This is a genomic window from Calothrix sp. UHCC 0171, assembly GCF_034931845.1.
Taxonomy (GTDB): domain Bacteria; phylum Cyanobacteriota; class Cyanobacteriia; order Cyanobacteriales; family Nostocaceae; genus Brunnivagina.
In genome coordinates this window covers 1-11,661 of record NZ_JAYGHN010000077.1, presented here as the reverse complement: position 1 = coordinate 11,661, position 11,661 = coordinate 1, and the positions used below count along the sequence as shown (strand labels likewise).

General features: G+C 37.8%; 13 protein-coding genes and 1 pseudogene. 11 read left to right on the top strand and 3 right to left on the bottom strand.

Annotated features, from left to right (window positions below):
- The coding region (locus tag VB733_RS26615; protein WP_323343058.1) for a WD40 repeat domain-containing protein at positions 1–1,966 on the bottom strand (1,966 nt) is incomplete at its 3' end.
- Between the two features lie 201 nt (positions 1,967–2,167).
- On the opposite strand from VB733_RS26615, the gene VB733_RS26610 reads away from it, so the two are divergent.
- From VB733_RS26610 to VB733_RS26595, 4 genes are all read left to right on the top strand, one after another.
- A complete protein-coding gene (locus tag VB733_RS26610; RefSeq protein ID WP_323343057.1) occupies positions 2,168–3,070 on the top strand; it encodes a pyridoxamine 5'-phosphate oxidase family protein in 903 nt (300 codons plus the stop codon).
- Between the two features lie 85 nt (positions 3,071–3,155).
- Positions 3,156–3,587 (top strand): helix-turn-helix domain-containing protein, encoded by a 432-nt coding sequence (locus VB733_RS26605; protein ID WP_323343056.1) that lies wholly within the window; start codon positions 3,156–3,158, stop codon positions 3,585–3,587.
- Positions 3,588–3,797: 210 nt separating this feature from the next.
- A complete protein-coding gene (locus tag VB733_RS26600) occupies positions 3,798–4,577 on the top strand; it encodes a MinD/ParA family protein (protein WP_323343055.1) in 780 nt (259 codons plus the stop codon).
- A 60-nt stretch (positions 4,578–4,637) separates the two neighbouring features.
- A complete protein-coding gene (locus VB733_RS26595) occupies positions 4,638–6,014 on the top strand; it encodes an AAA-like domain-containing protein (RefSeq protein ID WP_416336354.1) in 1,377 nt (458 codons plus the stop codon).
- Positions 6,015–6,037: 23 nt separating this feature from the next.
- Here the strand turns inward: VB733_RS26595 and VB733_RS26590 are convergent, their stop codons facing one another.
- Both VB733_RS26590 and VB733_RS26585 read right to left on the bottom strand, forming a co-directional pair.
- Positions 6,038–6,406 carry a hypothetical protein gene (locus tag VB733_RS26590; protein ID WP_323343053.1) on the bottom strand — a complete coding sequence of 123 codons (369 nt, stop codon included), beginning with the start codon at positions 6,404–6,406 and terminating at the stop codon, positions 6,038–6,040.
- A gap of 111 nt (positions 6,407–6,517) precedes the next feature.
- Positions 6,518–7,906 carry a hypothetical protein gene (locus tag VB733_RS26585; protein ID WP_323343052.1) on the bottom strand — a complete coding sequence of 463 codons (1,389 nt, stop codon included), beginning with the start codon at positions 7,904–7,906 and terminating at the stop codon, positions 6,518–6,520.
- Positions 7,907–8,201: 295 nt separating this feature from the next.
- Between VB733_RS26585 and VB733_RS26580 the strand changes: the two genes are divergently transcribed.
- From VB733_RS26580 to VB733_RS26550, 7 genes and pseudogenes are all read left to right on the top strand, one after another.
- Positions 8,202–8,489 carry a helix-turn-helix domain-containing protein gene (locus VB733_RS26580; RefSeq protein ID WP_096614747.1) on the top strand — a complete coding sequence of 96 codons (288 nt, stop codon included), beginning with the start codon at positions 8,202–8,204 and terminating at the stop codon, positions 8,487–8,489.
- A 395-nt stretch (positions 8,490–8,884) separates the two neighbouring features.
- A complete protein-coding gene (locus VB733_RS26575; RefSeq protein WP_323343051.1) occupies positions 8,885–9,247 on the top strand; it encodes a DUF6876 family protein in 363 nt (120 codons plus the stop codon).
- A 34-nt stretch (positions 9,248–9,281) separates the two neighbouring features.
- Positions 9,282–9,527: a Pb-reticulocyte-binding protein gene (locus VB733_RS26570; RefSeq protein ID WP_323343050.1), complete on the top strand. Its 246-nt coding sequence runs from the start codon at positions 9,282–9,284 to the stop codon at positions 9,525–9,527.
- A 48-nt stretch (positions 9,528–9,575) separates the two neighbouring features.
- Complete coding sequence (locus VB733_RS26565; RefSeq protein WP_096614750.1) at positions 9,576–9,965, top strand: hypothetical protein; 390 nt, start codon at positions 9,576–9,578, stop codon at positions 9,963–9,965.
- A 143-nt stretch (positions 9,966–10,108) separates the two neighbouring features.
- The gene (locus VB733_RS26560; protein WP_323343049.1) at positions 10,109–10,846 is read left to right on the top strand and encodes a hypothetical protein; all 738 of its coding nucleotides are present in this window, start codon (positions 10,109–10,111) and stop codon (positions 10,844–10,846) included.
- A gap of 78 nt (positions 10,847–10,924) precedes the next feature.
- Positions 10,925–11,266: a hypothetical protein gene (locus VB733_RS26555; protein WP_416336353.1), complete on the top strand. Its 342-nt coding sequence runs from the start codon at positions 10,925–10,927 to the stop codon at positions 11,264–11,266.
- Between the two features lie 209 nt (positions 11,267–11,475).
- Positions 11,476–11,661 (top strand): annotated as a pseudogene (locus VB733_RS26550) (hypothetical protein); the annotation flags it as partial.

The window sequence follows — 11,661 nt, the reverse complement described above, 5'->3', positions numbered from 1 at the left end:
CCTCATGATGGTGTCCAATGAGAGTTTTAATGCAAATACCATCACTAGCATTCCATAATTTAATCAGATGGTCAGCACCACAACTTGCTAAAATTTTCCCATCTGGACTAAAAGTGACGAAGCGTACCCAGTTCTGATGACCTTGACAAATCAACAGTAATTTACCTGTTTTAACTTCCCAAATTCGCACATTACAGTCAGTATCACAGGTGGCTAAAAGTTCTCCATTTGGGCTAAAGTTAGCAGATAAAATATTACCTAAAGTTTCCGTAAATACACAACGAGATAAATCAGAATTAGTAAAATTAACATCATGTAAATTTACACCTTGTAGATAAGCTTGCCAAAGTGTTAAACGAGAAAAATCCCAGCCACTAATATCAATTTGAGCTTGATGTAATAAATGTAGAGAATTAGCAGCGACATATCCCGTTTCTTTAGGTGTTTTTCCTTGTAAGTTAGAAATAATTTGTTTGATATAATGAGAAATATTGTCTAAACTCCCCAGTTGATTGATTAATTGATTAATCACAGGTTGTAAAATCAAATTAATTTGAGTCTCACGCACATAGTCTTTCCCTTGTGCTTTCATCAAAGCATGACTTGCAAACAGAGATATATCCTGATTAAAAATTTCCTCAGAGACTAACTCAATAATTTGATTAATCACATATTCCATCACCACAGGTTGCTGAGTTAAACCACCAGTAGTTTTTTCAATAAAAGCCCGTCTTTGTAAGGATGTGAGAGATTCTAACAACTCACGCGGGAGAATTGGAGTAACAAAATCTGTTTGTAATTCAGATAATGAAATAGGTTCACGATTAATCGCAATCCAAAACATAATTTCTCGTTCCAACTTTGTCAGGCGATTAAATTGTTGATTGAGTAAATCTCGAATATCATCAAAAATAAACGTACTTTGTTGAGATATCTCTAAAAATTGACAAATATCTCCCTCAAAAAAATCATGAATTGAAGACGCAACAATTTTTAAAGCTAGGGGATTACCTCCATAACGACAAATTAAAGCTTGCCATTCTCCCTCGGAAGCAGTAAATTGACCTTTGAGAGCAAATAATTCTCGCCCTTCCTTGTCCGCTAAACCTGTCAATTGTAAAGAACGTACAGGTAAATTTTCTCCCTCATATCTAGCTAAACCTTGAGGCTTTTCCCGAGAAGTTAACAGCAAACAACTTTGATGAGAAGTTTCTGCAAAACATCGCAATAATTCCCCATATCCCTCATACCCAAATCGATAAAGACCAGTACGTTCACCTGCTTGTAAAATCGACTCAGCATTATCTAAAATTAACAAACAGCGCGAGCTACGCAGATATTTTAATAATAGAGAAATTTTCGCTGATACACTACTAGGTAAAAAAGTTTCTTCCTGTAACGATAAAAACTGAATTAATTCAACTAAAATATCTTCAATCGGTGGTGCATTACGTAGACTTCGCCAAATTAGAAACTCAATATTTCCTGTCTCCAAAATTTGTTGTGCTACCTTGACAGAAAGAGTCGTTTTACCAATCCCACCCATCCCCAACAGCGTAATTAAACGACAATTTTCTTGTATAACCCACTGCTTAACTAACTGTATTTCTACTTGACGACCATAAAAAATTGAGACATCGGGAGCATCTCCCCAGTCTGTAACAGGAGTGGGGGAAGGGGAAACTAGTTTTTCTACCTTGTTTTCAATAACCTCTTGCCAATTCAATCCCAACACCTGACAATAAGCCTTAAAAGCCTCAGCATTAATGGGATTTTTCCCAGCTAGAAATCTTTTCCAAGTACCCTCGGAAATTCCCACAGCCAAAACACCACTTTCTGACCAAGAAACACCCAAAAACTCGCTTGCTGACTCTAACCAGCGAAAATCATCCACAGACCAACAGGAAGCAATTCTAGCTTGCTTAATCATCCTGAGTCCGGGTTGAGAAGCTTTGAGAGTTGCCATTATTCTGTATGCATCCTATCCTATACAGATTTTTTGTTATAAGTATCAATATCCCAGAAATTAAATCATGATTGCAATAACATATTCATAAATGTTTGCCTAGATCAGTTTTATTTGTCTGAGCGATCGCCAAACGGATCTAGAGTTGATTAGATAACACGAGATAAATTGAGAATCATATTTATACCCCCCCAAATCCCCATGCCTTTTCATTCCGGAGAAATCGAAGTCCAAACCCAAGCAGGGAAACGGGAAGAAGCGCAAAAACTGTGTAGTCTCCTCAGCGATTTCATTAAACCAGCAGCACAGGAATTTCTGGTTACCCAACAATTAGCGATCGCCAGTACAGTTGATATACATGGTCAAGTCTGGGCATCTTTATTAACAGGACAACCTGGTTTTATCCAAGTTTTAAACCAACAGACCCTACAAATCAGTTTAGATGCTAGTCTTACACCCACTGACCCACTGTACCAAAATCTGCACCACAACCAAAATATTGGTTTATTAGTGATTGACTTATCAAATCGTAGGCGATCGCGCTTCAATGGCAAAGCTGAGTTAGACTTAAATGGTATAAAAATACACGTTGTTCAGACATTTTTTAACTGTCCCAAATACATCCAAACCCGTCACATCGAAAAAAATATAACTGAATCTAAAGAACAATCGGAAACTTTGAGAAGAGAAAATTTAAGTGAACACAATCAACTTTGGATAACCCAAGCAGACACATTTTTCATTGCTAGTTTTCATCCCCAAAGTGGTGCAGATGCTTCCCATCGAGGAGGATTTCCGGGATTTATTCAAGTCTTAAATCATCGCCAATTATTATTCCCTGATTATGCGGGAAATAATATGTTTCAAACCTTCGGTAATTTACTTATAAATCCCAACGCAGGGTTATTATTTATAGACTTTGAAACAGGTGATATATTGCAAATCACGGGAAAAGCAAAAGTGATTTGGGATGCAGACAGATTAAATGAATTTATTGGAGCAGAGCGTTTAGTTGAGTTTGCAATTGAACAGGTATTAGAAACAACAAATTCTACACCTTTGCGTTGGCGATTTGGCGAATATTCCCCTGCTAATCCTGGGTAAGGGTTGTGTGTTCTTATTAGGATTTTAACCCTTGTTGAAACAGTTCAGACTACAAACTATTTATATCCAGACGCATTGTTGTAGTATGTCAACTAAAGGCGAACTTTCATCCAAAAAATCCAAATCCACTACTGAAAACTCTCTCCCCTCTTCTGTGGCTTTTGTCCATAATTTCCTTGATGAGTATGGATTAGACCCTTATGAGTTTCGACTATATGCTCATATAGTTCGCAGAACTGGAGGAAAACCACAAGGTGTTTGCTTTGCAAGTCTTCGCAAAACAGCAGAGATTTGTAAAATGAGTACACGCAAGGCTCAACAAGCAATCAAAGTTCTGATTAATGCTCATTTTGTCACCCAAACTAAACGTACAGGACGCACAGATGAGTATAGAGTGACTCCTGTCAGTGAATGGGTTCCTAAAGAAGAACTGGATGAAATACGTAAAGCTATTGCAGGAAATTCTCATAAAAAATCAGTCAGCACAGAAGCTGAAACTAAAACAATAGAGTCCTAGGTAATTGGCATTATACAAAAATCTATTTTTGTCAAGACCAGTTTTCAAGTCCATCTGCACAGCAAAACTGATCTTTTATTAAAAGGTGCGATCGCATCACACTAGTAAATTAGCTAGTGGTTCATCTCCCCTGTTCTGGTCAGCTTTCAATCATTCCTATTTTTAGAGTAATGGACTGCTAGGAATCTCAATTCTGGTGTCAAAAACATTATGTCTAAAATTATCTCGATACACTCCTTCCGGGGTGGAACTGGTAAATCTAACCTCATAGCTAATTTAGCAGTATTAATTGCACTTCAAGGGAAACGAGTGGCAATAATTGATACTGACTTACAATCCCCCGGTATTCATGCTCTATTTAATCTTAATGATAATAGAAAAACGTTAAACGACTATTTGTGGAATCGTATTTCTATTACTGAGGCTGCATATGATATTAGTGATTATATTCTCGACCAGCAAAAAGGTCAGCTTTTCTTAATTCCTGCCAGTCTTAATCCTGAAGATATCGCCAAAATTCTCAGTGATGGATACAATGTGAGTTTTCTTAATAGTGGATTTCGACGATTAATTCAAGAACTTAATTTAGATTATTTATTTATCGATACCCATCCCGGTTTAAGCCGAGAAACTTTACTATCTATAGCTATATCTAACCTATTAATTATTATTTTACGACCAGACCTTCAGGACTTTCAAGGAACTGATGTAACAGTGAATATTACTCGTCAGTTACAAGTGAAAAATATGATGATGGCTATCAATAAAACACCGATAAATATAGACTTGGTTGAACTCCAGCAAAAAGTCGAAACAAACTATCATCTTCCAGTTTCAGCTATTTTCCCACTCTCACCAGAAATGGCAGAACTAGGTAGTAAGGGGATTTTTTCTTTACATTACCCTGACCATTATTTTACCCATCTCTTACACAAATTTGCCGAGAATATTAGCCAAGAATCGCGATTACATGAAGAAATTTTAATTTAAGTTAATTATTTGCATGAAAAATATTTTATGAAAAATGAAAGAATAGCTATGATAGAAATAATGAAAGAAGACACAATCGCCTTTGAATTAGCTCTCAAAATAGCAGATGCAGCAGTCTTCCACAAAACTAACAGACACCTCAAAAATATTGAAATTGCCGTTCTCAAAGGCGCATTATCGGGTCAAAAGTATGACAAGATTGCAGATGATTGTGGTTATGCTCCTGAATATATTAAACATGATGTAGGTCCTAAATTGTGGCAGATTCTTTCATTAAGTTTAGGAGAAAAAGTTAGTAAAACTAATTTAATGGCAGTTTTAGCACAACGAGCATTTGCAGAATCTGAAGAGGTGAAAGAAAAACCAACAATATCCTATTTACCATCCTCCACATCCAAACAAACAGAATTAGAAGCACAAGTAGGACTAATATCTTTAGAATCACCCTTATATATCGAGCGTCCGGGGGTAGAATCACGCTGCTATGAAGAGATTAACAGATCAGGAGCATTAATTCGGATTAAAGCACCCAGTCAAATGGGTAAAACTTCTTTGATGGTGAGAATTTTAGCCCATGCCAAACAACAGAATCAAGTGAATACAGTTGCACTGAGTTTACAACGAGCAGAACGCTGTATTTTTAATGACTTAGATAAATTTTTGCGCTGGTTTTGTACTTCTATTACCCGCAAGTTACAACTACCCTATCGAGTAGAAGATTACTGGAGTGATACCTTTGGTAGTAAAAGTAATTGTACTGCTTATTTTGAAGACTGTTTACTACCAAATATTAGTGGAATTTTAGTATTAGCGTTGGATGATATTGACGAAGTATTTTTACATCCAGAAATTGCCGATGATTTCTTTACATTACTCCGTTCTTGGTATGAAGAAGCAGCCTATGGAGATAGTGGTAATCCTAATTGGCAAAATCTTCGGCTACTGATTATCCATTCCACAGAAGTTTATATTCCTTTAGATCTTAATAAATCACCCTTTAATGTCGGTTTAGCTATTGAATTGCAAGCATTTAATCAATTACAGTTAATCGATTTACAAAAGCGCTATGGACTGAATTTATCTGAAAATGAATTGTTAGAACTAATGCAACTGCTATCCGGACATCCATACTTAATTCAACAAGCTTTATACCATTTAGCATATGGTAATCTAACTTTGCAACAGTTAATTAAAACCGCAGCAACAGATGCAGGTATTTATTGCCATCATCTACATCGACACTTACGAAACCTACAAGAGCATCCCCAATTAGCAGCAGCATACGACGAAGTAATCAAATCAACAACACCTGTAGAATTAGAACAATTAAGTGCATTTAAACTACATAGTATGGGTTTGGTAAAACTACATGAGAATCAGGTTATACCTAGTTGTGAGCTATATCGACGGTATTTTGAAGCGCGTGTAGAAATGTGATTTAATCTTATTTTTAAATTTAATTACTCTAAATATTGCTGCAATGTAAAAATCAAATGGAAGCACCGCAGTAGAATTTCCACCGAATAATGATAGGGCTTTCCATAAAACCAACCTTCCACAGTACGCTCGTGGTAGCCTGTTAACGCTGACAAAGTAGCAAGGCAAGCTTTCATGTAACCACAAGGATTACGTTCTCCTTCTTGCGGTAATTCTACTCCAGGATGAATTATTGGCATCCAAATTAAACACCACTCTTGTGGTGTCATTGGTTCGAGAACTGCCAAAAATATTTTTTGAGTATTTGGATTATTGGCTGTTTGTCGCAGTATTAATTTTACGAACCAACGGGGGATTTTCTTCGCGTTAATTAGCTTTTCTTGGCATTGCATTTTATTTCTGTCTTGAATTTCTATTTGTCATCCCAAAGCGATCGCCAAACGACTACGAAGCCATTCCCAACCAATAGCAATATTCGATATAAATCTAAATTTGATGCGAATCTAAAACGCTATTTCCTGTTGTTGGTGACTCGGATAAGAAGCTTTCAAATCGGTAATAAATTGAGCGATCGCCCCAATCCCCGTACAAAGCATCCCGCTAGCAGCACGATATCCGCGACTACTCCAACCTTGCCAGCCAAAGCGCTCTCCAATCTCCCCAAACTCAGCCACAACAGCATCCGATTCTTTACCATTACTCATTTGCAGCCGAACAAGTTCTTGCTCTTTTTGAGACAGTACACCATTTAAGCGATCGACTTCCCGCGTCAAAGGCTCGATCGTTTTCTCAAGCTCTTTGTTGACAACCCTTGCAGCTTGCTTATTGAGGGTATTTTCCCAATTGTCTGTCCGTGAATTGGAATATTCGAGCGCTTTTTCTAATTCCGCGACTCGTTGTTCGAGTTGTTGATTTCTAGTTTGTAGAGCTTGTACTGACTTTAGCTCATTCTCTTTCGCTGCTAATTGTGCTGATAAATCTTGGTTCTTCTGTGCGATCGCGCGTGAATATTCCTGTGCTGCTTGGATTTCCCGTTTTGCCGCTTGCAATGCAGCATCCCGAATTTCGATAAATCTTCCCTGTTCTAACTCAGCTTTTTCGCGGTTATTCTGAGCGATCACATCTGCAATTTTCTGTTCCACATCAGCTGCGGTAAACAATTCCTGGGAATTTACCTTTCTTGCTGGTTGTTGCGCTTCTGACTCGATTTGGTGGGGTTTGAGCAAGTGTTTAACCTCCATTCCCTGGGAAACAGTGTGATCGAGCAGTACCCAAAAATCTCCCTCTCGCTTGGACATGATTATCCCACTATGTCCGTTCCATCCTGCATTATCTTCTTTGACAACAATCCGCATTCCTGGGGCTAATTCCGTAGTTGGCAAAGCTGGAGTTTGACTTACTTCTGTGCTTGGTACTTGTTTATTCCCTTTCTCCCTCGCTCCCTCACTCCCGCTTTCCTGCTTAACCTGTGCTGCTGTTTTCTTACCCGATCGCACTAATTCTTTAACCAAATCGTGGCTAACTTTGGTCAACTGTCGCAGTGCGGAAACGCTCCAATTTTGGACATTTTGACGGATTAGTTTTTGCGATCGCACTGGCAATTTCTCAAACCATGCGTAAATCTCCATCGCAGAGGAGGCGATATAGCGTGATGCACCAAAATCAGGCGAGGCAAGCCATTCAGAAAATACTTTCTTCCCATTGGGGCAAAATGCAAGGCAGTCGAAGTAAAAATCTTGGAGCGATCGCCCTATTTCAAGTAACCCATCGAAGGTTTGACGAACGAAACCGAAAAAACTGCCGAGGGTTGATTTAGCCTTGGTTTGTAAGTCTGGTTTGGCAAAGCGATCGTAGTCAAATGAATAGGTGACTGGAAGTTCGACACAAGGCATAATAAGGATACCTCCTGTTTACAGTGAGAACCATACCCTCCGGTCAGATTGCGAGTCAGGGCGGAGGGTTTTGGTTTTGGGGAATTTTCATCTTGGAGTGCGATACTGCCGATGTTGCATTTTTTTGCAGAAATTTAGGCGATCGCTTTTGTCTAACACAAGAACATTATACAAGTACAGTTTGTATTTTTAACTCAAAACTTAAATAAAAATAATTTATAGCCACAAAAAACATAGTCTTACCTGTAAATACATATATTTAGAAGTGAATAGTAAAGTTAGAATGTAGAGTTATGTGATTGAAACTTTGATTCGTTGGAAGTTAAACGAGGTCATGGCTAGACACCGGGTTAAAGGCAAAGACCTAGCAGAATATTTAGGTGTCAGTGCTAATGCCATATCAGGATTGCGAAAAGCCGAGACAATGCCTGAAATTGGCGGTCAAAGGTGGGAGCATATTTGCTTGGGAATAAACCAACTATCCAAAATTGGTGAGGTTATTAGCCCACTTGATTTAATTGAATATATTCCTGATGAAGTAATCCCTAATACTAACGAATTTAGTAAAAGTATTCGAGCGTGACAAATATCAATAATCCAAAATAATTGATTTTGATTAAATTTTTGTAATACTGTGATTTTTACTTTAACTTTGCCGCATTTTTACTTTGACTTTGCCGTAATTTAATATTGCAATATTTATCATCAATAACACCTAAAATAAGCAGAAATAGTGGATTTAACCTACTTCATCTGTAGCGTTCTATGTATTGAAAATAAATTTTCTGTTTGGTTGATGCAATGTTAGCGATATTAGCATTTTATATCATAACTTTACCGCTAACTTTTGTTACCATCAGGTTGCCGTTTCGGCAAAGTCAAATTACAAATCACACTGTGTAATTTTTACTAGTATTTTCGATTTTACGGCTAACGCCTGTAGGTGTGTGAAGTTCGTAAAATCAGGATTTTTCCAACATGGAAAAACCATACCAAATCAAAGCTGCACTCGACCAATTTACTGGTTCGACAATTATCTACAAACACTGGCTTGGCTTGAAATATACCGAGGGCATCAAATACTTAGCAGATGAAACAAACTGCTATTGGCTAATCGATGCAATCTTCTCTCATCAAACCGAACAACTTCTCTCCAATCAAAACCTGCGAGAATTCCAAATTTGGCATTTACGAGTAAATAATAAATCCGGCATCTTGATTTGTGAGTGGGATACGAATCAAGAAGTATTACGCCACAATATCGAATACACAGATTTTGCACTAAAGCACATCAAGCTTTATTTGGTAGAAACAGTTCTCATGCTCCCAAGCGAATACTAATCCACATCAAATTGATAATTATTGGGAGAAAATTATGGTGCAAGCAATTAGCAAAGAGCAAATATTCGTCACTAATCTCGAACAATTTATGACTAAGGCTGACAGATTTATCAAAAAATATTACTCAGGTGTTAGCGAAGAAAATCATGTTCGAGAAATAATCCAGGATTTGCAAAATATGATGTTGGATACAGATTTACGACAACTAGAAATCGATTATCAAGATTATCGAGAGCAAGCAGATTTATTAGGCGATTGTGATGATAATGCCTGGTTTTGAAAAGGCTAACGCCAAGAGAAAAATGAAGAATTAAGTGAGATTATCATTATGGCTACACGTAAACAACAAACAACTAATATCCAAACCATAGATAACTCGATTTTGGGGGAATATGCTATTAGTGATTATTCCGAACGTGTGTATTCCAAAGTTTACTATTCCATTCGTTCTCTGTGTGGATTAGTTGCCAAACGAACTCTGAAAGAAACTTTTAGCTGGGACGGGTTCAAAGAACGGTTTTCTAACGATTTCGGGAAAGTGGAAGAAAAGCGATTTTCTCTCGACCAATTGCTGGAATATGCTAATCGTAAATTTGGTAAAACCTTGGAAGATTTACTTACCGAACATGATATATCCTGGCAACGCAGACGCGAATATATGGAGCGGAACCAGGTTGATATTCAAACAGAAGTAGTTGCAGAAAGTACCAACTACTAACTCCAAATCAAATCCAATCAAACCTATAAATCCTCTGGCATTATCGATGCTGGAGGATTTTGATTTAAGGCACATTTCCGCTTCAAATAGTGTGCTTTTTATCCGAACCCAAATTTTGACAAAATTATTCATCTACTAGGAATATGCTACGAAATGGTTATGTCGTCTGGGAAGGTGCATCCTTAATTGATGGCTCTCCCATCGTTTTGATATTAACTGGTTTTGTGAACCCCACATCTAACCGCAAAACTGGGAGGCAACTTCAATCATGGATTCTCTCACAAAATTATGTTCCAACATACGCTGCAAAATATGGTTTGGATAATTCGATTTGTGGTGATTGCCCGTTAAAGTTAAGCAAAACTGGTAGTTGCTATGTCAATCTCCTCACACCAAATAATATTTATCGTTCCTATATAGCTGGTAATTATCCAAAGTTTAGCGAGAAAGAATTAGCACTTTTAGAACACTATCGCTATCCAATTAGATTGGGTTCCTACGGCGACCCAACTGCAATACCATTGGAAATTTGGGAATCGATTATTTTGGCATCGGGTAAGCATACGGGATACACACATCGACATAAAAGTTGCGATTCCCGATGGCAAGAATACCTTATGGCTTCTGTACATAGTATCCCGGAAGCAAAGCAAGCGCAAAAGCAAGGATGGAGAACTTTCCGAATCATCGCTCCCGATGCAGTATTAAGCGATAACGAAATACTTTGCCGACACACGGAAGATGATCGAAATAGTTGCAGTACATGTCTTTTATGTGATGGGAAATCATCTAAACCAAATATTGCTGATAAAGCTCATGGGCTGAATTGGAAAGTGTCGAATTTTCTCAAATATCTCGAATCAACATCAAATTCAATTTAGCCAGATAAGGCAGGAATGAAAGTGTGTTAGATCGTTTCTACCTTTTTCGATTATTAGCCTCACGATAGCGAAAAGTTTGTGGGGACGGTTTCCGTCCACAAAACTTTTCAAGACAAGAGTTTAAAAAAGCGATCGGGAGTAAAAATTATGGCGGAAGTTTTGAGTACACCCCAATTTCAAGTATTAACTCACCAATATACTGGAGAGAAAACCGGAAGAATTTATTTTCCAGCTTTGTTTTTGGCAGAGTTTCACACAAGTGTTACTAAATGGTTGCAACAAAAGGAGATTATTTTCGGCGAGGCGGATGTAAAACAGTACGGGGATGGCTCATTTAGATTATATTTTCGGGTGAGTAATTGTTTGGAAGAGGAATATTTTCGGTTAGTAAATACCCTCATGGAGAAAGCTATGAATTGAAGTTTTGGAAATGAAGAGAAATGTCGATGTTGTTAAAATATCATTATTATTTTATTTAGTTGAGCGATACTCCCTCCGGGAGTGGCTTGTCGCCAACGCATACGAAGTTTGTTACGCTTATAGTACGATAGTTCTAGTTATAATTGATTCAAACTTCCCCTATTGCCAATCATCTCGGTATAATATTTGCGCCCCACAACCAAGCGAAAATGTCCAGTTCGTACAAAGTAAAACAGGAACCAAATAACGCCACTCCCAAGCAGGAATCAATCACGGGGGTGGTAGAACGTTTGACTTTCCATTCCGAGGAATCTGGTTACACGATCGCACGGTTACAGCGCCCAAGAGTATCAGAATTGACTACAATTGCTGGTAACTTTGCAGGCATCCAACCA

Coding starts and splice junctions, on each gene's coding strand:
- VB733_RS26610 (WP_323343057.1), top strand. CDS start 2,168: ATGCCTTTTCATTCCGGAGAAATCGAAGTCCAAACCCAAGCAGGGAAA.
- VB733_RS26605 (WP_323343056.1), top strand. CDS start 3,156: ATGTCAACTAAAGGCGAACTTTCATCCAAAAAATCCAAATCCACTACT.
- VB733_RS26600 (WP_323343055.1), top strand. CDS start 3,798: ATGTCTAAAATTATCTCGATACACTCCTTCCGGGGTGGAACTGGTAAA.
- VB733_RS26595 (WP_416336354.1), top strand. CDS start 4,638: ATGAAAGAAGACACAATCGCCTTTGAATTAGCTCTCAAAATAGCAGAT.
- VB733_RS26590 (WP_323343053.1), bottom strand. CDS start 6,406: ATGCAATGCCAAGAAAAGCTAATTAACGCGAAGAAAATCCCCCGTTGG.
- VB733_RS26585 (WP_323343052.1), bottom strand. CDS start 7,906: ATGCCTTGTGTCGAACTTCCAGTCACCTATTCATTTGACTACGATCGC.
- VB733_RS26575 (WP_323343051.1), top strand. CDS start 8,885: ATGGAAAAACCATACCAAATCAAAGCTGCACTCGACCAATTTACTGGT.
- VB733_RS26570 (WP_323343050.1), top strand. CDS start 9,282: ATGGTGCAAGCAATTAGCAAAGAGCAAATATTCGTCACTAATCTCGAA.
- VB733_RS26565 (WP_096614750.1), top strand. CDS start 9,576: ATGGCTACACGTAAACAACAAACAACTAATATCCAAACCATAGATAAC.
- VB733_RS26560 (WP_323343049.1), top strand. CDS start 10,109: ATGCTACGAAATGGTTATGTCGTCTGGGAAGGTGCATCCTTAATTGAT.